Annotated in this window: 18 protein-coding genes and 1 other RNA gene; 1 reads left to right on the forward strand and 18 read right to left on the reverse strand. The window is 61.7% G+C overall.

From position 1 onward, the window contains the following. Positions 1-3: 3 nt before the first annotated feature. Positions 4-1,509 carry a sensor domain-containing diguanylate cyclase gene (locus NPS46_RS04560; RefSeq protein ID WP_425312695.1) on the forward strand — a complete coding sequence of 502 codons (1,506 nt, stop codon included), beginning with the start codon at positions 4-6 and terminating at the stop codon, positions 1,507-1,509. A gap of 90 nt (positions 1,510-1,599) precedes the next feature. On the opposite strand, the gene lpxC is transcribed toward NPS46_RS04560, so the two are convergent. The 18 genes from lpxC to rsmI all read right to left on the reverse strand — a co-directional run bounded on the left by lpxC (position 1,600) and on the right by rsmI (position 21,058). After that, entirely contained in the window at positions 1,600-2,511 is a 912-nt protein-coding gene (gene lpxC, locus NPS46_RS04565) for a UDP-3-O-acyl-N-acetylglucosamine deacetylase (RefSeq protein ID WP_274105220.1), read from the reverse strand. A 112-nt stretch (positions 2,512-2,623) separates the two neighbouring features. Continuing rightward, positions 2,624-3,811, reverse strand: coding sequence for a cell division protein FtsZ (ftsZ, locus tag NPS46_RS04570; protein ID WP_274105221.1), 1,188 nt, complete (start codon positions 3,809-3,811; stop codon positions 2,624-2,626). Positions 3,812-3,876: 65 nt separating this feature from the next. Continuing rightward, positions 3,877-5,136 (reverse strand): cell division protein FtsA, encoded by a 1,260-nt coding sequence (gene ftsA / locus NPS46_RS04575; protein WP_274105222.1) that lies wholly within the window; start codon positions 5,134-5,136, stop codon positions 3,877-3,879. Positions 5,137-5,150: 14 nt separating this feature from the next. Continuing rightward, positions 5,151-6,017, reverse strand: coding sequence for a cell division protein FtsQ/DivIB (locus NPS46_RS04580; protein ID WP_274105223.1), 867 nt, complete (start codon positions 6,015-6,017; stop codon positions 5,151-5,153). A gap of 4 nt (positions 6,018-6,021) precedes the next feature. Continuing rightward, positions 6,022-6,990 (reverse strand): D-alanine--D-alanine ligase, encoded by a 969-nt coding sequence (locus NPS46_RS04585; RefSeq protein WP_274105224.1) that lies wholly within the window; start codon positions 6,988-6,990, stop codon positions 6,022-6,024. Continuing rightward, positions 6,987-8,447: a UDP-N-acetylmuramate--L-alanine ligase gene (murC, locus tag NPS46_RS04590; protein ID WP_274105225.1), complete on the reverse strand. Its 1,461-nt coding sequence runs from the start codon at positions 8,445-8,447 to the stop codon at positions 6,987-6,989. Before murC ends, NPS46_RS04585 begins: the two co-directional genes overlap by 4 nt. After that, on the reverse strand, positions 8,440-9,510 hold the full coding sequence (murG, locus tag NPS46_RS04595) for an undecaprenyldiphospho-muramoylpentapeptide beta-N-acetylglucosaminyltransferase (protein WP_274105226.1): 1,071 nt from the start codon (positions 9,508-9,510) through the stop codon (positions 8,440-8,442). Before murG ends, murC begins: the two co-directional genes overlap by 8 nt. Next, positions 9,500-10,714, reverse strand: coding sequence for a putative lipid II flippase FtsW (gene ftsW, locus NPS46_RS04600; protein ID WP_425312681.1), 1,215 nt, complete (start codon positions 10,712-10,714; stop codon positions 9,500-9,502). Before ftsW ends, murG begins: the two co-directional genes overlap by 11 nt. Next, entirely contained in the window at positions 10,711-12,057 is a 1,347-nt protein-coding gene (gene murD, locus NPS46_RS04605; RefSeq protein ID WP_274105227.1) for a UDP-N-acetylmuramoyl-L-alanine--D-glutamate ligase, read from the reverse strand. The genes ftsW and murD overlap by 4 nt, the downstream gene beginning before the upstream one ends. Before the next feature lie 5 nt (positions 12,058-12,062). Continuing rightward, positions 12,063-13,145: a phospho-N-acetylmuramoyl-pentapeptide-transferase gene (mraY, locus tag NPS46_RS04610; protein ID WP_274105228.1), complete on the reverse strand. Its 1,083-nt coding sequence runs from the start codon at positions 13,143-13,145 to the stop codon at positions 12,063-12,065. Beyond that, positions 13,145-14,527 (reverse strand): UDP-N-acetylmuramoyl-tripeptide--D-alanyl-D-alanine ligase, encoded by a 1,383-nt coding sequence (locus tag NPS46_RS04615; RefSeq protein WP_274105229.1) that lies wholly within the window; start codon positions 14,525-14,527, stop codon positions 13,145-13,147. The genes mraY and NPS46_RS04615 overlap by 1 nt, the downstream gene beginning before the upstream one ends. Continuing rightward, entirely contained in the window at positions 14,520-15,983 is a 1,464-nt protein-coding gene (locus tag NPS46_RS04620) for a UDP-N-acetylmuramoyl-L-alanyl-D-glutamate--2,6-diaminopimelate ligase (protein WP_274105230.1), read from the reverse strand. Before NPS46_RS04620 ends, NPS46_RS04615 begins: the two co-directional genes overlap by 8 nt. Continuing rightward, on the reverse strand, positions 15,983-17,713 hold the full coding sequence (locus tag NPS46_RS04625; protein WP_274105392.1) for a peptidoglycan D,D-transpeptidase FtsI family protein: 1,731 nt from the start codon (positions 17,711-17,713) through the stop codon (positions 15,983-15,985). Before NPS46_RS04625 ends, NPS46_RS04620 begins: the two co-directional genes overlap by 1 nt. After that, positions 17,713-18,006 (reverse strand): cell division protein FtsL, encoded by a 294-nt coding sequence (gene ftsL, locus NPS46_RS04630; protein WP_274105231.1) that lies wholly within the window; start codon positions 18,004-18,006, stop codon positions 17,713-17,715. Before ftsL ends, NPS46_RS04625 begins: the two co-directional genes overlap by 1 nt. Further along, positions 18,003-18,950: a 16S rRNA (cytosine(1402)-N(4))-methyltransferase RsmH gene (gene rsmH / locus NPS46_RS04635; protein WP_425312682.1), complete on the reverse strand. Its 948-nt coding sequence runs from the start codon at positions 18,948-18,950 to the stop codon at positions 18,003-18,005. Before rsmH ends, ftsL begins: the two co-directional genes overlap by 4 nt. Next, complete coding sequence (gene mraZ, locus NPS46_RS04640) at positions 18,947-19,402, reverse strand: division/cell wall cluster transcriptional repressor MraZ (protein ID WP_274105232.1); 456 nt, start codon at positions 19,400-19,402, stop codon at positions 18,947-18,949. The genes rsmH and mraZ overlap by 4 nt, the downstream gene beginning before the upstream one ends. Positions 19,403-19,710: 308 nt before the next feature. Beyond that, positions 19,711-20,070: RNase P RNA component class A (gene rnpB / locus NPS46_RS04645), an RNA gene on the reverse strand. Positions 20,071-20,203: 133 nt separating this feature from the next. Then, positions 20,204-21,058 carry a 16S rRNA (cytidine(1402)-2'-O)-methyltransferase gene (rsmI, locus tag NPS46_RS04650; protein ID WP_425312696.1) on the reverse strand — a complete coding sequence of 285 codons (855 nt, stop codon included), beginning with the start codon at positions 21,056-21,058 and terminating at the stop codon, positions 20,204-20,206. Positions 21,059-21,231 lie beyond the last annotated feature (173 nt).

Here is a 21,231-nt window from a genome sequence, read left to right on the forward strand (position 1 = left end):
CACCTGCTTGTGAGCCACCCCATCGACCACTCTGCGCACAACTCCGCCAAGCCTCGATTCCTGTTGCTAATAGGTAGTTGCCTGACCGTGCTGGCAATTATCGCTATTGTCACTTACCTGCTGATCCGCGAACGGGGCGCCGCAGAACAGGCCGCCGCACGCGCGGCGAGCAATATTGTTCAGTTGATCGATGCCGATGTGTTACGCAACGTCGAACTCTACGACTTGAGCCTGCAGGGGCTGATCGCCGCTGCCCAGCGCGATGACCTTACCCAGGTCTCGCCGCAGATTCGCCATCTGGTGTTGTTCGACCGCGCGGCAGGCGCGTCTCACAAGGGCGATATTCTTCTGCTCGACGCCCACGGCAATGTCCTGGCCGACTCGGCCTCGCTGGAACCGCGCAGCGGCAACTATGCCGACCGCGAGTACTTCCAGTTTCATGTGCAAAATCGCACGTCCGCGCTGTTTATCAGCCCCCCGTTTGTTTCACGCCTGCCGCCCCATGACTGGCGTATCGCATTCAGCCGCCGCCTGTCTTCAAGCAATGGCGAGTTCCTTGGCGTGGCCGAAGCCAGCATGCACCTGAGCTACTTCAACGAACTGTTTCGCAACCTCAACATCGGCCCCGACAGTTCGATCAACCTGCTGAGCAGCGAAGGTTTCCTGTTGGCCCAGCAACCGGCCCGCCAAGGAGATAGCGTCGGCAAGGACTTTAGTCAGCGCCCCAACTTTATCCGCATCCTGCGTGAAGGCGACGGCAGCTTTAGCGGTATTTCCGCAGTGGATGGCCGCGAGCGGCTCTATACCTTTTCCCAGGTTGGCCAACTGCCGCTGGTCGTTGTCGTGGCCCTCTCTACCGAGGAGCTCTATGCCGGCTGGAAACGCAGCGCACTGCTGGTCGGCAGTGCCACCGCGATCCTGTGCATCGGCCTGTTGTGGCTGACCTCGATGTTGTGCCGTGAGCTGCTGTTGCGCCAGCGGGCCGAACAGCGCCTGGAGCGACTGGCCTCTACCGACGCCCTGACCGGGCTGGCCAACCGCCGGACGCTGGACCAGACCCTGCGCACTGAATGTGCCCGTGCGCAACGCACGGGAAGCGAACTGTCGCTGCTGATGATCGATGTCGATCACTTCAAGGCCTTCAATGATCGTCACGGCCACCCACTCGGCGACCAGGCCTTGCGCCAGGTCGCGCAGGTCATCAAGGACTGTATCCGCCGTCCTGCTGACCTGGCGACGCGCTATGGTGGCGAGGAATTCTGCGTGGTGCTGCCGGACACCGACACCCAGGGTGCCCTACGCCTGGCGGAGACCATTCGTAGCAGTATCGCCGGCCTTTCACCCTATGCCGACGATGAACAGGGGATCAGTGCGAGCATCGGTGTCAGCACCCTGAGCGCCTCCGGCAGCAGCGCCAGCGAGACCCTGGTCAAGGCGGCCGATCGCGCGCTCTACCTGGCCAAGCGCAGCGGCCGCAACCGGGTGGTCCACGTCAATGAAACCCTTTGAGCCCGCTCCCTCAGAGCGCACTCACCAAAGCGCCCATAAAAAAAGGCCACCCGAAGGCAGCCTTTAAAAACTAAAGAAAGAGAGTGGTGCTTACACGGCCGCAACCGGCCGCATATAAGAGATCGGTGCCGTGCTGGCATCTTCGAATGTCACGACTTCCCAGGCATCTTTCTGCTCAATCAACTTGCGCAGTAGCTGGTTGTTCAGGGCATGCCCCGACTTGAAGCCCTTGAATTCGCCAATCAGGCTATTGCCCAACAGGTACAGATCACCAATGGCATCGAGGATCTTGTGCTTCACGAATTCGTCCTCGTAACGCAGGCCGTCTTCGTTCAGTACACCATCCGAATCGACCACAATGGCATTCTCGACGCTGCCACCGAGTGCGAGGTTGTGCTTGCGCAGGTACTCGATATCACTCATGAAGCCAAAGGTCCGGGCGCGGCTGACTTCTTTTACAAACGAAGTGCTGGAAAAATCCACGCTGGCGCTTTGTGTGCGGTCGCGAAACACCGGGTGATCGAAATCGATCTCGAAACTCACTTTGAAGCCTTCGAAAGGGACGAAAGTAGCGCGCTTGTCGCCATCTTCCACTGTCACTTCACGCAGGATACGAATGAATTTCTTGGCTGCGTCCTGTTCTTCCAGGCCAGCCGATTGAATCAGGAATACAAAGGGTCCAGCGCTACCGTCCATGATCGGGACTTCGGACGCGGAGAGCTCGACGTAGGCGTTATCGATGCCCAAGCCAGCCATGGCAGAGAGCAAGTGCTCTACCGTGTCCACTTTGACGTCACCGTTGACCAATGTGGTCGACATGGTGGTCTCACCGACGTTTTCCGCGCGGGCAGGAATCTGCACCACAGGATCGAGGTCGGCACGACAAAACACGATGCCGGTATCCACAGGCGCAGGCTTGAGGGTCAGGTAGACCTTCTCACCGGAGTGCAGGCCGACACCTGTGGCACGAATAGTATTTTTCAGGGTGCGTTGTTTAATCATGGCATGGGCCGCTTCAGCGCAAATTGCGAACAGGTATCAACAAAGGCTGGCGATAATAGCAGACCAGACCTTTGCTGAACACCAATCACCCTAATACCCCTGATACATTTCATCAATCGGCCTGACGACGCAGGAAGGCCGGGATATCCAGGTAGTCCAGGTCGTCCTGTGGGTTGAGCTTGGCCGCAGTCGCCGCACCGGCCTGAGCCTGGTTGCGCATAACGGTCGGACGATCCAGGTCGCGGTAGTTGACCGACGGCAGTTCCTGACGAGCAGGAGCAGGCGTCGCCACCGACTGGGTGGTTTGCAGGGTGTTGTCGATCACCTTCATCGGTTTCTCGATTTTCGCCCCCAGGCCGGTCGCAACCACGGTCACATGCAGCTCATCGCGCATGTCCGGATCGATCACGGTGCCCACCTTGACCATCGCGTGCTCGGAAGCGAAGGCTTCGATGATGCTACCCACGTCGGAGTACTCACCCAGGGACAGGTCAGGACCGGCGGTGATGTTCACCAGGATGCCGCGTGCACCTTGCAGGTTCACGTCTTCGAGCAACGGGTTGCGGATGGCCGCTTCGGTCGCTTCGCGCGCACGGTTCGGACCGCTGGCGCAGCCAGTGCCCATCATCGCCATGCCCATTTCGCTCATCACGGTACGCACGTCGGCGAAGTCGACGTTGATCATGCCCGGACGCTTGATGATGTCGGAGATACCGCGAACGGCACCGGCCAGCACGTCGTCGGCCTTGGCGAAAGCCGACAGCAGGCTCGCGTCCTTGCCCAGGATGGTCAGCAGCTTCTCGTTGGGGATGGTGATCAACGAGTCGACGCTTTCGCTCAGCGCGCGGATGCCTTCATCGGCGATCTGCATACGCTTGCGGCCTTCGAACGGGAACGGACGCGTCACCACCGCAACGGTGAGGATGCCCATTTCCTTGGCCACTTCGGCAATGATTGGCGCAGCACCGGTACCGGTACCGCCGCCCATGCCGGTGGTGATGAACACCATGTTGGTGCCCTGCAGCACTTCGGCAATACGCTCGCGGTCTTCCAGCGCGGCTTGACGGCCGACTTCAGGATTGGCGCCAGCGCCCAGGCCCTTGGTCACGCCGGTGCCCAGTTGCAGGATGGTCCGCGCGCCGATGTTTTTCAGCGCTTGAGCATCGGTGTTGGCGCAGATGAACTCGACGCCTTCGATGTTGCTCTTGACCATATGATTGACGGCGTTGCCGCCGCCACCACCAACACCGATAACCTTGATTACCGGGCTTTGTGGGATGTTGTCTACGAGTTCGAACATGTTCCCTCTCCTTTCATTCTCTAGTTTTTTCGCCTACTGCTTTGCAACGGTGCCGCTGTGAAGCTTTAGAAATTGCCCTGTACCCAGCTTTTCAGGCGCTCGAACAGCGGAGCTTTCGGCTCGTCGCTGCTATAGAGGTCCCGACCGCTGATACCCGAAAGGGAAATGCCGTCGGACTGTTTTTGCAGCCCGTACATCAGCAAGCCCACGCCGGTGGAGTAAATAGGGTTGCGCACCACGTCGGACAGGCCCTTGACGGTGTGCGGTACGCCGAGGCGCACTGGCATGTGGAAGATTTCCTCGGCCAGTTCGACCGCACCTTCCATCTTCGAGGTGCCGCCGGTGAGCACGATGCCCGCCGGGATCAGATCCTCGTAGCCGCTGCGGCGCAGCTCGGCCTGGATCAGGGTGAACAGCTCGTCGTAACGCGGCTCGACCACTTCGGCCAACGCCTGGCGCGACAGTTCGCGCGGTGGACGGTCGCCCACGCTAGGCACCTTGATGGTTTCGCCGGCACCGGCCAGCTTGGCCAGGGCACAGGCGTAGCGGATCTTGATTTCTTCGGCGTACTGGGTCGGTGTCCGCAGCGCCATGGCGATGTCGTTGGTGACCTGGTCGCCCGCAATCGGGATCACGGCCGTATGGCGGATCGCGCCTTCGGTGAAGATCGCGATATCGGTGGTCCCGCCGCCGATATCCACCAGGCACACGCCCAGCTCCTTCTCGTCGTCGGTCAGCACCGCGTACGCCGAAGCAAGTTGTTCGAGGATGATGTCGTCGATTTCCAGGCCGCAACGCCGTACGCACTTCTCGATGTTCTGGGCAGCATTCACGGCACAGGTCACCACGTGCACCTTGGCTTCCAGACGTACGCCGGACATGCCCAGAGGCTCGCGCACGCCTTCCTGGTTATCGATCACGTAATCCTGGGGCAGTGTGTGCAGGACTCGCTGGTCCGCCGGGATCGCCACGGCCTGGGCGGCGTCGAGCACGCGCTCCAGGTCCGCCGAGCTCACTTCACGGTCGCGAATGGCGACGATGCCGTGGGAGTTCAGGCTACGAATATGATTGCCCGCCACGCCGACGAATGCCGAGTGGATACGGCAGCCGGCCATCAGTTGGGCCTCTTCCACCGCGCGCTGGATCGACTGCACAGTGGACTCGATATTTACCACCACGCCCTTCTTCAGGCCACGGGATGGATGGGTGCCGATACCGACGATTTCCAGTTGGCCATCGGCCGCGACCTCGCCTACCAGCGCCACTACCTTGGAGGTACCGATATCCAGACCGACGATCATTTTGCCGCTTTGCACGTTTGCCATGGTCCTGCCTCTTCTCAATTCTTCGCGACGGCGGGTTGGGCCGTCGTGGGCGCTACAGGTTCCCGCCAGCCGACGGCCAGGCCGTTGGCATAACGCAGGTCGATGCGCGCAATGTTCGTAATCTGTTCTTTGAGCGTCTTGTCATAGATGGCGAGGAAACGGCGCATCTTCTCGACCAGATGGTCGCGTCCCAGCAACAATTCGATCCCCGGGCCAGCACTGCCCGCGCCCGTGGTCAGGAACCAGCTGCCCCGCTCACGCAACTCCAGCCGCGCAATGGAAAACCCCATCGGCCGCAGCATCTGGCTCAATACCTGGTACTGCTGCATCACCTGCTGCTGCGCCCGTTGCGGCCCGAACAGCTGCGGCAGGTGTTCATAGTTGGCCAGCTCGCGCGGCGCGAACGCCTGCCCCTGGTTGTTGAGCAGGGCCTCTTCACCCCAACGGGCCACCGGCAGTTGCTCTTCCAGGCGGATCATCACCTGGTCCGGCCAGACACGCCGGACTTCGGCATGGGCGATCCACGGCATGGTTTCCAACTCGGCACGCATGCCCGCCAGGTCGATGGTGAAGAAGCTCGCCGCGACAAAGGGTGCGATCCGCTGCTGCACCGCCTGCTGGCTGATGTAACTGAGGTCGCCCTGGACGTTGATCTTGCTGATCGGTCGATCGGCATAGGGCAACAGGCGCTGGGCGCCTTCATACGTGCCAAAGCCCAGGGCCACGAGCACGATGGGCCAGAGCAGGCTTTTCAGGAAGCCGAAATTGGCTTTGGGCAGGCGCACCGACATCGGCTCTTTGGCCACCATACGGCTGGCACCCCGTGGCACCGGCTTGCGGCCGGGTGCGGGGGGCTGATGACGAAGCGATGCGCCTTGCATGTTCTTAACCTCGCGGCTCTTCGTGGCCGGCAACACTTGCCGCCAGGATCGCCAGCACCAATTGCTGGAAATCCAGACCGGCTGCCCGTGCCGCCATTGGCACCAGGCTGTGATCGGTCATGCCGGGGGCGGTGTTGACCTCCAGGAACCAGAACTGCCCATCGGCGTCCTGCATCACGTCGGCCCTGCCCCACCCGGCGATACCGAGCGCCTCACAGGCTTTCGCCGTGAGGTCCATCAATTCCTGCTCCTTGGTGCTGTCGAGGCCGCACGGGATCCGATACTGGGTATCGTTGGCCACGTATTTGGCGTCGTAGTCGTAGAAGGTGTGCGGGGTGCCCAGTGCGATCGGTGGCAAGACCTGGTCGCGCAGGGTGGCGATGGTGAACTCGGGGCCCGAGATCCACTGTTCAACCAACACTTGCGAATCGTAGGTACTGGCGGCTTTCCAGGCGGCGATCAGTTCGTCGACGCCATTCACCTTGGCCATACCGATACTGGAGCCTTCATGGGCCGGTTTGACGATCAAAGGGAAGCCCAGTTCCGTGCCCGCGCGAATACAGTCCGCCTCGCTGCCCAGCACGGCGTGACGCGGGGTAGGAATCCCCAGGCTGTGCCAGACCTGCTTGGTGCGCAGCTTGTCCATGGCCAGTGCCGAAGCGAGGATGCCGCTGCCGGTGTAGGGAATGCCCAGGCATTCCAGCAGGCCCTGCATGCTGCCGTCTTCACCGCCACGCCCGTGAAGGATGATAAAGGCACGGTCGATCTTTTCATTGAGCAGGCGCTGCAGCAGATCGTCGCCCACGTCGATGCCGAACGCGTCCACGCCAGCATCGCGCAGCGCACCCAGCACGGCATTGCCGGACTTGAGCGACACTTCGCGCTCGGCGCTCTTGCCCCCGAACAGCACGGCGACACGACCGAATGCACTCGGCTCGAGGGTGGAGAACAGATTGGCGTAGGCAGCAGTCATTTCACTTTCCCCTCACCGGACGCAACCACGGCACCGGCGAACAACGGACTCTTGAGTAATTGCGGCGCGAGACCGCCGATATCGCCGGCGCCCTGGCACAGCAGGATGTCGCCCGGCAGCAACAATGGCTTGACCAGCGGCGCCAACTCCACGCCACGCTCGATGTAGATCGGGTCGAGCTGGCCACGCTGGCGGATGCTGCGGCACAGCTGGCGGCTGTCCGCCCCGGGGATCGGTTCTTCTCCGGCCGGGTAGACTTCCATCAACAGCAGCACATTGGCATCGGCCAACACTTGCACGAAGTCGTCGTAGAGGTCGCGGGTACGGCTATAGCGGTGCGGCTGGTAGACCATCACCAGGCGGCGCTCCGGCCAGCCACCGCGTACGGCCTTGATGACGGCGGCCACTTCGGTCGGGTGATGGCCATAGTCGTCGACCAGCATCACGTGACCACCGTCCACCGGCAGTTCGCCGTAGACCTGGAAGCGCCGACCCACGCCCTGGAAGCGCGACAGGCCCTGGACGATCGCAGCGTCGTCGATGCCTTCATCAGTGGCAATGGCAATGGTCGCCAGCGAATTGAGCACGTTGTGATTGCCCGGCATGTTCACCGAGACATTCAACGGCTCGCGGTCACGACGCAGCACGGTGAAATGGGTTTGCATGCCTTCCTGGCGGATATTGATCGCGCGCACGTCGGCTTCTTCGCTGACGCCATAGGTCACGGTCGGACGGGCGATCTGCGGCAGGATCTCGCGCACCACCGGATCGTCCAGGCACACCACGGCCAGGCCATAGAACGGCAGGTTGTGGAGGAACTCGACGAAGGTTTTCTTCAGCTTGTTGAAGTCCCCCTCGTAGGTGTCCATATGGTCGGCGTCGATATTGGTGACCACGGCCACCAAGGGTTGCAGATGCAGGAAACTGGCATCGCTTTCGTCGGCTTCGGCAATCAGGTAACGGCTGGTGCCCAGTTGTGCATTGGTACCTGCTGCATTCAGCCGGCCACCGATCACGAAAGTCGGGTCCAGGCCGCCGGCGGCAAACACCGAGGCGATCAGGCTGGTAGTGGTGGTCTTGCCGTGAGTACCGGCCACGGCAATACCATGGCGATAGCGCATCAGCTCGGCCAGCATCTCGGCACGCGGCACCACCGGGATGCGCCGCTCCAGGGCGGTGGCCACTTCCGGGTTGGATTTGTTCACGGCACTGGACACCACCAGTACATCGGCGCTGGCAGCATTCTCGGCACGGTGGCCGATAAAGATTTTCGCGCCAAAAGACTCCAGGCGGTCGGTCACCGGCGAAGTCTTGAGGTCGGAGCCCGAGACTTCATAGCCCAGGTTCAGCAGCACTTCGGCGATCCCGCACATGCCCACGCCGCCGATACCGACGAAGTGGATCCGCCGGATGCGGCGCATTTCCGGTTGAGGCATGGCTTTGCGTTGCTCAACCATGGGCCACCTCCAGGCAGGTATCCACCACTGTACGGGTCGCATCGGGTTTGGCCAGGCGACGCGCGATGGTCGCCATGCTGTTCAGTCGTTCCGGTTGCATCAAAACCTCATTCAGGCGTGCGGCCATGTCGGCGGCGCCAGTTGTCGCTTGCGGCAGCAGGAAGGCAGCGCCTTCACGGGCCAAATAGTCGGCATTGCGGCTCTGGTGGTCATCGATCGCGTGGGGCAAAGGCACCAACAACGAAGGCAGGCCAGCCGCCGCCAGTTCACTGATGGTCAACGCGCCTGCGCGACAGACCACCAGGTCGGCCCAGCCATAGGCCTGGGCCATGTCCTTGATAAACGGCGCCACTTGCGCCTCGACGCCAACGCTCTTGTAGCGTTCGGCCGTCACTTCATGGTGATGCTTGCCAGCCTGGTGGAAGACTTCCGGGCGCAGGGCCTCGGGCACCAGCGCCAGGGCTTCGGGCAGTAATTTATTCAGCGGCTCGGCACCCAGGCTGCCGCCCAGGACCAACAGGCGCGCCTTACGCCCGGCCAGGGCCTGGCGTGGGGTTTCCAGAAACAGTTCGCTGCGCACCGGATTGCCGGTGGTCCGGCGTTTATCCATGGCGGCAAATGTCTGCGGGAAAGCTTCGCAAACCCGGCTGGCCAATGGCACCAGTAGCCGATTGGCGGTACCGGCCACGGCGTTCTGTTCGTGCACGATCAACGGCACACCCGCCAAACGTGCGGCCACACCGCCAGGACCGGTGACATACCCGCCGAAACCGATCACACAGGCCGGCTGCAATTGGCGCACGATCTTGCGCGCCTGGAGCACCGCCCGCAGCAGGACAAAGGGCGCCTTGAGCAGGGACAACTTGCTCTTGCCGCGCAGGCCGCTGACATTGATCAGGTGCAACGGCAGACCGGCCGCCGGAACCAGTTCGTTCTCGATCCCGCGCGGGGTTCCGAGCCAGTGCACGGTGTAGCCGCGAGCCTGGAACTCACGGGCGCAGGCCAGTGCCGGGAACACGTGGCCACCGGTACCGCCCGCCATGATCAGCACGTTAGCGCCCATGGGTCGGCTCCTCGGCGAAGTCGCTCTCACTGAATTCCATCTCCTCGCTGCCCAGATGGGTTCGGCTCTCCCACTCGATCCGCAGGAGCAACCCCAGGCACACGCAACAGATCACCAGCGAGCTCCCGCCATAACTGAGGAACGGCAAGGTCAGCCCCTTGGTGGGCAGCAAGCCGACGTTCACGCCGATATTGATCAGGAACTGGCCAATCCACAGGAACGCCAAGCCATAAGCCATGTAAGCCGCAAAGAATTGTTTGGCCTTCTCCGCCCACAGGCCGATATACATCGCCCGCACGCTGACGAAGACGAACAGCGCCAGGGTCAGCAACGAGCCGACGGCGCCCAGCTCTTCAGCCAGCACCGAGAACACGAAGTCGGTATGGGCTTCGGGCAGGTAGAACTGCTTCTGCACACTGTTGCCCAGGCCAACACCAAGCCACTCGCCGCGACCGAACGCGATCAGGGCCTGGGTCAATTGATAGCCGGAACCGAACTGGTCGGCCCAGGGGTCGGTAAAGGTGGTCAGACGCGCCATCCGGTAAGGCTGGGCCTGAATCAGCACCACCACCGCCACGACTGCCAGCGCCACCATCAAACCGAAACGCAACAGGCCTACGCCACCCAGGAACAGCATGGCTGCCGCAGCGCCCATCATGACCACGGTGGCACCGAAGTCCGGCTCCATCAGCAACAGGCCAGCCATGGGCAGCAAAACGATAAAAGGCTTGAAGAAGCCCATCCAGCTTTCGCGCACTTCCTTCTGACGCCGCACCAGATAACCGGCGAGGTAGATCACTACAAAGACCTTGGCGATTTCCGAAGGCTGTACGTTGAAGAAACTGAAGCCGATCCAGCGCATCGAACCGTTCACTTCACGGCCGATCCCCGGCACCAGCACCATGACCAGCAGGCCAAAGGCGCCGATCAGCATCATGAAACCCATGCGCTGCCAGGTCGCGATCGGCACCATCATGGTCAGGACCGCTGCGCCCAGGCCAATGGCCAGGTACACGAGGTGGCGAATCATGTGGTAGAGCGCATTGCCCGACTGCAGTGCTGCCACTTCCGAGGACGCCGAGGTAATCATCACCAACCCCAGCCCCAACAAGGCAAGGCAACCGGCCAGCATCGGGAAGTCGAGGTCAATGCCACGGCCGGTAATCAGCGGCGACGGGTACGGCTTGAGGATATTGAAGATCATGCCAAGCCCTCCACCGCCTGGGCGAACAACTGCCCACGCTCTTCGTAGTTCTTGAACATGTCCAGGCTCGCGCAGGCCGGCGACAGCAATACCGCATCCCCTGGCTGGGCCAGTTCGGCGCAACGCTGCACCGCTTCTTCCAGGGTTTGCACGCGAACCAGCGCGGTAGCATCGCCCAAGGCAGCGGCCAATTGCTCGGCGTCACGTCCGAGCAGGACCACAGCCCGGCAATGGGCGGCAACTGGAGCGCGCAGGCCGGAGAAGTCCGCGCCCTTGCCATCACCGCCGGCAATCAGCACCAGCTTGCCGGTGATGTCTGCGCCCAGCCCTTCGATGGCCGCCAGGGCCGCACCGACATTGGTTGCCTTGGAATCGTTGTAGTAGTTCACACCTTGGTGCTCGCGTACCCACTGGCAGCGATGCTCCAAACCGGCAAAGGTGCGCAGGGTCGACAGCATGGCGTCGAACGGCAGACCGACGGCGTGACCCAGCGCCAGCGCCGCCAGGGCGTTGGACTGGTTATGCGCACCCCGGATACGCAGCTCACGCACCGGCATCAGGTTCTCGAACTCAAAGGCCAGGTACTTCTCGCCGTTATCTTCGCGCAGGCCAAAAGCCTTGAAGTCCGGTTGGCTCAGGCCAAAGGTCCAGCACGGCAGGCCTTCGCTCATCAGCGGACGGGACAGCGCATCCTGGCGATTGACCACGACCTGCCTGGCGCCGCGGAAAATCCGGTGCTTGGCCAGGTGGTACGCCGGCAGCCCGCTGTAGCGATCCATATGGTCTTCGCTGACATTGAGCACGGTCGCCACTTCGGCGCCCAAGTTATCGGTGGTTTCAAGCTGGAAGCTCGACAGTTCCATCACATACAGTTCGATCGAATCGTCGAGCAGGTCCAGGGCCGGCGTACCGAGATTACCGCCCACGGCAACGCGCTTGCCGGCGGCTGCGGCCATTTCACCGACCAGGGTGGTCACGGTGCTCTTGGCGTTGGAACCGCTGATCGCAATGATCGGCGCCTTCGCGTTACGCGCGAACAACTCGATATCGCCGGACAGCTTTACCCCGCGGGCCGCTGCAGCCTGCAATGCCGGCGTGGCCAGGGCCAGGCCCGGGCTGACGTAAAGCTCGTCGGCGCGGCAAAGGAAGTCCACGTCCAGCTCGCCACAACGCACTTCCACCTGAGGGTAATCACGGCGCAGCGTGACGAGCTCGGGTGGATTGTCCCGCGTATCGGCCACGGCAAACGCCACGCCGCGCTGCGCCAGGAAGCGCACCACGGACATGCCGCTCTTGCCGAGGCCGACAACGATGCGGAAGTGGTCAGAAGCGATCAGAGACACTCGTTCTACCTCAGTTTCAGGGTGGCAAGGCCGACCAGCACTAGGATCACCGTGATGATCCAGAAGCGCACGATCACCCGGGGCTCGGGCCAGCCCTTGAGTTCAAAATGGTGATGGATCGGGGCCATGCGAAACACCCGCCGGCCGGTCAACTTGAACGAAGCGACCTGGATTACCACCGACAGGGTTTCCATCACGAACACGCCGCCCATGATGAACAACACGATTTCCTGGCGCACGATCACGGCGATGGTCCCCAGGGCCGCGCCCAGGGCCAGCGCACCGACGTCGCCCATAAAGACCTGGGCCGGGTAAGTGTTGAACCACAGGAAACCCAGGCCGGCACCGATCAGCGCGCCGCAGAACACGATCAGCTCGCCCGCGCCCGGCACATAGGGAATAAACAGGTATTCGGCAAACTTGATGTTGCCCGACAGGTAGCAAAAAATCCCCAGCGCACCGCCGACCATCACCGTCGGCATGATCGCCAGGCCATCGAGGCCATCGGTCAGGTTGACCGCGTTGCTGGAGCCAACGATCACGAAATAGGTCAGCACCACGAAGCCGACGCCCAGAGGGATGCTGACATCCTTGAGCAGCGGCAGGATCAAGGTGGTTTCCACCGCGCTCGGCGCCGTGACATACAGGAAGATCGCCGCGCCCAGGCCGAACACCGATTGCCAGAAATACTTCCAGCGACTTGGCAGGCCCCGCGAGTTCTTCTCGATCACTTTACGGTAATCGTCGACCCAGCCAATGGCACCGAACAGCAGGGTCACCAGCAGCACGACCCAGACATAGCGGTTGCTCAGGTCGGCCCAGAGCAGCGTACTGATACCGATGGCGGAGAGGATCAAGGCACCGCCCATGGTCGGGGTACCGGACTTCGACAGATGGGACTGCGGGCCGTCATTGCGCACCGCCTGGCCGATCTGGCGACGCTGCAGGGTACGGATCATCCACGGCCCCAGGCACAGCGACAAAGTCAGCGCGGTCAACACACCCAGAATCCCGCGCAGGGTCAGGTATTGAAAGACCGCGAAGCCTTTGTAGAACTGTTGCAGATACTCCGCGAGCAGTAGCAGCATTAATGCTTCTCTCCGTTATGTTCCGTCAGTGGGGAAGCACACAGGGCGGCCACGATGTTTTCCATCGCTGCGCTGCGCGAGCCCTTGATCAAAATGGTGGTGTTGGGGTCCTGCTCGACGGCGAGTGCCGCGATCAGGTCGGCCTGAGTGGCGAAATGGCGAGCCTGCGGGCCAAATGCATCGACGGCATGAGCCATCAACGGTCCGACCGCATAGAGCGCTGAAACCTTACCGGCGGCGTATGCCCCTACTTCACGATGTCCCTGCTGCGCCCATTCGCCCAACTCGCCGATATCTCCGAGCACCAGGACGGTGCGGCCGGAAAAGCCGGCGAGTATATCAACGGCGGCGCACATTGAGGTGGGGTTCGCGTTGTAGGTGTCGTCGATGACCCGCATACCGTTCGTCGCAAGCTGCGCCACAGTACGGCCCTTGACCGGTTGCACCGCCTGCAGGCCGGCGACGATGCCCGGCAGTGACACGCCCAGGGCATGGGCAGCAGCAGCGGCCGCCAGGGCATTGGCGACGTTATGCGTGCCCAGCAAATTCAACTGCACCGACGCCGAGCCTTGCGGGCCGTGCAGGGTAAAGCGCGGGCAGCCACGCGGATCGCGCAGCAGCTGCTCGGCATGGAAGTCGGCACGGGTATCGAGCAAGGCAAAACTGAAAATCTTGCGACCGGCAGCACGGGTCCGCCAGATCGGGAACGCCTTGTCGTCCAGGTTCAACACGGCGATCCCGTCAGCCTTGAGACCTTCAAGAATCTCGCCCTTGGCCTCGACGATTTTCTCGGGGCCACCGAACTCACCCACGTGGGCGGTTCCGGCATTGTTGAGCACGGCAACATGGGGTTGGGTCATGGCCACGGTGTAGGCAATTTCGCCGAGGCGTGATGCGCCCAACTCGATCACCGCGGCACTGTGCTCCGGCGCCAGTTCAAGCAGGGTCAGCGGGACCCCCAGTTCATTGTTCAGGTTGCCGCGGGTCGCCAACACCAGGCCACGCGTGCGCAGAATACTGGCGAGCATTTCCTTGACTGTGGTCTTGCCGCTGGAGCCGGTAATGGCCGCCACCGGCTGGGTAAAAGCAGCGCGGTTGAGTGCGCCCAGTTGCCCAAGGGCACGGCGCGCATCGGCGACCACCAACTGGGGCAAGGCGCTGTCACTGATTTCACGCTCGACCAGGGCTGCCACCGCGCCTTTGGCAGCGACGTCATCCAGATAGTCATGACCGTCGAAACGTGGACCGGTCAAGGCGACAAACAACTGGCCAGGCTCAATCGCCCGGCTGTCGATGCTCACGCCCGTGAAAGTGCTATCGGCGCCCACCACGCGCGCAGACAGTGCAGTGGCCACCTGGCTGAGTTTCAGCGCTTCAAGCATGAGCCACCTCCCATGCCAGCAAGGCCTTTTCAGCCTCCAGCAGATCGGAGAACGCTTGGCGCTCACCGTTGATTTCCTGATAGTCCTCGTGGCCCTTGCCAGCCAAGACGATGACATCGTCTGCCGAGGCTTCGGCGATCAACTGCGCAATGGCTGCGCCACGACCGGCCACAAAACGGATCGAGTCCGGTGCGGCGAAGCCGGCACGGATATCGTCGAAGATCACCAGCGGATCTTCGGTACGCGGATTGTCATCGGTCACCAGCACGCCATCGGCCAGGCGCTCGACCACTTCGGCCATCAGCGGGCGCTTGCCCCGGTCGCGATCACCGCCACAACCAAACAGGCACAGCAGTCGACCGCGGGCGTGAGGGCGCAAGGCGCTCAGAACTTTTTCCAGCGCATCCGGGGTATGGGCGTAGTCGACCACCACCAGCGGCTGGTGGCCGCCGCCAAGGCGCTGCATGCGTCCGGCCGGGCCTTCGAGCCGAGGCAGAACACGCAGGATTTCATCCAGCGGGTAGTCCAGCCCCAGCAAGGCACCGACCGCTGCCAGCACGTTGCTCAGGTTGAAACGACCCAACAGGGTACTGCGCAACAGGTGTTCACCTTGCGGGGTCACCAATGTCGCGCGCACGCCTTCGTCGTCGAACTGCGCTTCGCGGCAATAGAGGTAGGCGCTGGAATCTTCCAGGCTGTAGCTGATCAGGCGTGACTCGCGCTGCTCGCTTGCCAGTTCGCGACCGAAGGCGTCGTCGATATTGATGACCCGGCACCGCAGGTCGTCCCAGGCGAACAGCCGCGCCTTGGCCGCCCCATAGGCCTGCATGCTGCCGTGGTAATCCAGATGGTCACGCGAAAGGTTGGTCAACACGGCCACGTCGAAGGCCAGCGCACTGACACGGCCCTGATCCAGGCCATGGGAGGACACTTCCATGGCCACGGCCTTGGCACCGGCATTCTTCAGATCGGCCAGGGTCGCCTGGACCGCAATCGGGTCCGGCGTCGTATGCCGGCCACTGTGCAGCGCTTCATGAAAGCCGCAACCCAGGGTGCCAATCAGGCCGCAGCGTTGACCCAGCAGGTCAAGCGCCTGGGCGATCAGTTGGGTCACGCTGGTCTTGCCGTTGGTGCCGGTGACGCCCACCAGGTTCAGCTGGCGACTTGGGTCACCATAAAAGCGCCCGGCGATATCGGAAAGCTGCGCCGCCAGACCCTTGACCGGAATCAGCGGCACGTCGGTGATCGGTAGAACGGTCGCGCCTTCAACTTCATAAGCCACGGCCGCCGCGCCGCGCTGCAACGCATCGGCGATATGGCTACGGCCATCGACCTTGCCGCCGGGGACGGCGAGAAACAGATCGCCAGCCCGCACATTGCGGCTGTCCAGGGCCAATTCGCGAATCAATAGATCGCGACCGGCATGGGCAAAAATCTTGTTCAGGCTCAGGGACATTAGCCGCGCCCTCCTTTCAATGGCACGACACTGGTCTGCTGCTCGGTCGCGGGCGGCAGATTGTCCGGAGAAACGTTCATCAAGCGCAGGGTGCCGGACATCACTTTGCTAAATACCGGCGCCGAGACCAAGCCGCCGAAGTAACCGGCTTTGCTCGGTTCGTCGATCACCACGACGATCGCGTAGCGCGGATCGCTCATGGGGCCAAAACCGGCGAACAGCGAGCGATAGGAGTTCACGGCATACCCCTTGGTGCCCACCGACGTCTTACGGGCCGTACCGCTCTTGCCCCCCACGTGATAAGCCGGGACCTGCGCACGAAATACCCCGCGAGGTGCTTCGATAACCTGTTGGAGCATGCCCTGCATGGTTTTCGCGACATTCTCCGGAATGACCTGGGTGCTCTGCGGCAGTTTATCGGTCTTGACCAGTGTCAGCGGCGCCAGCCGGCCATTGTTGGCCAGGGCCGAAAAGGCGTGAACCAATTGGATCGCAGTCACTGACAGGCCGTAGCCATAGGACAGGGTGGCCGTCTCGGCCTTGCGCCATTCACGGTAGTTCGGCAGGTTGCCGACCCGCTCGCCCGGGAAGCCCAGGCCGGTGTCCTGGCCCAGGCCAAGCTTGTGCATCATCCGGAAGATCGTCTCGCCACCAATGTCGAAGGCCACCTTGCTCATGCCGACGTTACTGGAGTTGATCAAGATACCGGTCAGGTCAAGCACCGGGCCCTGGGTCTTGGAAACGTCGCGGATGGTGTACTTGCCCAACTGCAAAGTGCCGGGATACACCTCGACCCGATCGCTGGGCTTCCAACGGCCGGTCTCGAGTGCGGCGCTCATGGAGATCGGCTTCACGGTCGAACCGGGTTCGAATACGTCGATCATGGCGCGGTTGCGCATCATGGCCGGTTGCAGGTTGCGCCGGTTGTTGGGGTTGTAGGTCGGCTGGTTGACCATGGCCAGGATCTCGCCGCTCTTGACGTCCATGATCACCAGGCTGCCGGCCTTCGCGCCGTTTTCAACCAAGGCATTGCGCAACTCACGGTTAGCCAGGTATTGCAGGCGCAAGTCAATCGACAACGCCAAGGGCTTCCCTGCCTTGGCGTTTTTGGTGACCTGGACATCTTTGATCAAGCGACCGCGTCGGTCCTTGATCACTTGCCTCTTGCCGGGCACCCCGGCCAGCCATTCGTCATAAGCTAACTCCACCCCTTCACGACCGCGGTCGTCGATATCGGTGAAGCCGACCATATGGGCCGCCACCTCACCGGCAGGGTAAAAGCGCCGAAACTCCTCGATGCCGTAAACACCCGGGACTTTCAGGTCGAGCACGGACTGGCCCTGCTCCGGGGTCAGGCCGCGGACCAGGTAGATGAATTCTTTGTTGGCTTGCTGCTCAAGGCGCTCGCTCAGGGTCTTGGGGTCCTGACCGAGGGCAACGGCCAGGGCCGGCCAGCGATCCTTGGCCTGCTGCATTTCCTTGGCATTGGCCCACAGCGTGGTGACGGGTGTACTGACGGCCAACGGCTCGCCATTACGGTCAGTGATCAGGCCACGGTGCGCGGGAATGGGAATATGCCGGACGCTGCGAGCATCGCCCTGACCCTGAAGGAAGTCGCGATCGATCACCTGCAGATCAACGATGGTCCAGCCGATATACGCGACCATCAGCGCCAGTGCAGCCAGCACCACGCGAAACCGCCACGGATAGAGCGCGCCTTCCAGCTTCATCATGGCGCCACCATGCGAACTTCAGCCGCACCGGGGATGCGCATTTTCAATTGTTCGCTCGCCAGAGCCTCGATTCGGCTGTGGGCGGTCCAGGTGCTTTGTTCGAGAATCAGCCGCCCCCACTCGGCCTGCGCCTTGTCGCGCACGCTGAGTTCGCCGTATAGGGAATTGAGCAACTGGCGATTCCAATGCGCGCTATAGGAGACCGCAATGGAAGAAACCAGCACGCCAACGAACAGCAAAAGCATAAAGAAGCTTCCGCCCGGTAGGGGCTTGGCGTAAAGCCTGCTCACCGCAGCTTCTCCGCGACACGCATAACAGCGCTACGCGCGCGCGGGTTGGCCTTGAGTTCGGCCTCGCTAGCGAACTGTGCCTTGCCGTGTACCTTGATACGCGGCTCAAAAGCCTGGTAGCGGACCGGCAGGTTGCGCGGCAGGTTGTCGCCCTCGCCCTTGACCAGGCGCCGCATAAAGAGTTTGACGATACGGTCTTCCAGGGAATGGAAGCTGATCACCACCAGGCGACCACCGACTTCGAGCGCTTCAAGTGCGGCGTCAAGACCGGCCTCAAGATCGCCCAGCTCGTTATTGACGTGAATACGCAACCCCTGGAACGCGCGAGTGGCTGGGTTCTTGCCTTTTTCCCAGGCCGGATTGGCGACCTTGAGGACTTCGGCCAGATCTGCCGTGCGCTCGAAAGGCTGGATCACCCGCCGTTCGACGACCGCCCGGGCCATGCGGCCAGAGAAACGCTCTTCACCGTATTCCTTGAAAACCCGGGCAATTTCTTCGACGGGAGCGCTGGCAATGAACTCGGCGGCACTGATGCCACGGCTTGGGTCCATGCGCATATCCAACGGGCCGTCATTGAGAAAACTGAAGCCACGCTCAGGGTCATCGAGCTGCGGCGAGGACACGCCCAGATCGAGCAATACGCCATTGACCTTGCCGGCCAGGCCGCGCTCGGCGACTTCCGAACCCATCTCGGCAAAGCTGCGCTGCACAACGACAAAGCGGCCGTCTTCGGCCGCTAGCGCTTGCCCGGTGGCAATCGCCTGTGGGTCTTTATCGAACCCAAGCAGACGCCCATCGGGCCCAAGGTGTTTGAGAATCAGTCGGCTATGCCCACCCCGACCGAAGGTGCCATCGATATAGCAGCCATCAGGACGTACGGCGAGAGCCTCGACGGCTTCGTCCAGCAGTACGGTGATGTGGTTAAAGCCGCTATCAATAGTCACAGGATCAGATCACGCAGTTCGTCAGGCATGGCGCCCGGTTGTTGAATGGCCGCCAGGTCAGCTGCAGCAACAGCATTCCAGGCGTCCTCGTCCCACAGTTGAAACTTGTTCAGTTGGCCCACCAACATGGCGCGCTTATCCAACTTGGCATATTCGCGCAGCCGCGGCGGCACCAGAAAACGACCGCTGCCATCCAGCTCGAGGTCAACGGCATTACCAATCAGCAAACGTTGCAGCCGGCGGTTCTCTTCACGCAGGGACGGCAACGTACGCAATTTGGCTTCAATCAATTCCCATTCATCGAGCGGGTACACACACAAGCAGGGGTCAACAGCATCGATCGTCACGATCAACTGCCCGGCACTTCGCGAAACGAGCTCGTCACGATACCGGCTCGGCATGGCGAGACGGCCTTTTGCATCGAGACTGATAGCGTTGGCTCCGCGAAACACGGCGGCGTTTCTCCAAATATTATCGTTTTACGCTCTAAAAACCCACTTTGTGCCACTTTCTGCCACTTGCGCACACTATAGGAATGCGCCTACCACACCGTCAAGGCGAGTTCCTAAGGAAAACCCTTACAGAACGGAGATTTAGGAGCGTTAAGAGAGGTAACGGAGGGATTTAGCGAGGGATCTGACAGACAAACTTCAACGAGCACGAATAGCTACAAGCTGAAGTTAAAGTAATTTATTAAGAGTAAGATTTTTTCGGTATTACAAAAGCGCTTCTGCCAGTGATTCCAGCAGGGAGGGAAAAGGTGGAGAGTCGATCTGTAAGCCGGGTTCTGTCGAGAACAGTCATTCGTCTACGATGGCCATCACTGGACACCTTTAGCAACCTACCCGGTTCCAGCGCGGGCCACGCCTTGGAACCCTATTTGGTCTTGCTCCGAGTGGGGTTTACCTAGCCACGAACTGTTGCCAGACGTGCGGTGCGCTCTTACCGCACCTTTTCACCCTTACCGGCACCGAAGTGCTTAGGCGGTTATTTTCTGTGGCACTTTCCGTAGGCTCGCGCCTCCCAGGCGTTACCTGGCACTCCGCCCTATGGAGCCCGGACTTTCCTCCCCCCCCTAATTTGCGAACAAATAGAGGGCAGCGACTGTCCAATCGACTCTCCGCCGCGAAGATTAACGGCACAGCGCCATGAGGACAAGCTTTAAAACCGCGAGAATGCCCGGCGCGCAGGGCGCGCCGACCTGATCACCAGCGAGCCAGGGCCAAGCCGCGCCGTTGTTTGCCAGCCAACCGTCAGTCGTTTTTCTGTCGCGCCAGCGCTACCTGATAGAGCACATTTTTGCGCTCGCCGGTAATTTCCGCCGCCAGGGCGGCAGCACGCTTGAGTGGCATCTCCTTGAGCAGCAGGTCCAACACGCGCTGCGCTTCGGCACTGATGGCCTCCTCGCTTTGCGGCGCCGTCCAGCCCGCGACCACCACCACACACTCTCCGCGCTGCTGATTGCTGTCGCCTTCGACAAACGCGCGCAGTTGCGCCATTGGCAAGCCCTTGAGCGTCTCGAAGGTCTTGGTCAGTTCGCGGGCCAGTAAGGCCGGGCGCTCAGGCCCGAAAACCAGCTCCATATCCTGCAGGCACTCCAGAATCCGATGAGGCGCCTCATAGAAGATCAAGGTACGCGGCTCTTCCTTGAGCAATTCCAGGCGACCGCGACGCCCCGCCGTCTTGGCTGGCAGAAACCCCTCAAAAATAAAGCGATCGGAGGGCAGCCCGGCGGCCGACAATGCGGCGATCAACGCACAGGCGCCTGGCACCGGCACCACCGCAATTCCTGCGGCCCGAGCCTGGCGCACCAGGTGGTAACCCGGATCCGAAATCAGCGGCGTGCCCGCATCCGAGATCAGCGCAATGTTATCGCCAGCCAACAAGCGCTGAATGAACCGACTGCCTTCATCGCGCTCATTGTGCTCATGACAGGCTGCCAATGGCGTCGTTATCCCGAAATACTGCATGAGTCGCTGCGAGTGACGAGTGTCCTCGGCGGCAATCAGCGCCACCTCGCGCAGCACCCGCAATGCCCGCGCACTGATGTCATCCAGGTTGCCGATGGGCGTCGCCACCACAAAAAGCGAGCCCACAGCGGAATTCAAAGCACCTGGAGCAGTCAAAGCGCACACCTCAATGATCGACAAAGCGCCTATTGTAGCGCGTTGAAAACCTTCCAACGCACTCACCTGCCACTCGCGATCAATGACTGCAAAACATTTCCGCCGCCCTCACAAACGGCCAAGCCCACCTAAATTGATTGTTTAGCACCACGAAC

This window comes from Pseudomonas putida (genome assembly GCF_028682395.1).
Lineage (GTDB): Bacteria > Pseudomonadota > Gammaproteobacteria > Pseudomonadales > Pseudomonadaceae > Aquipseudomonas > Aquipseudomonas putida_AB.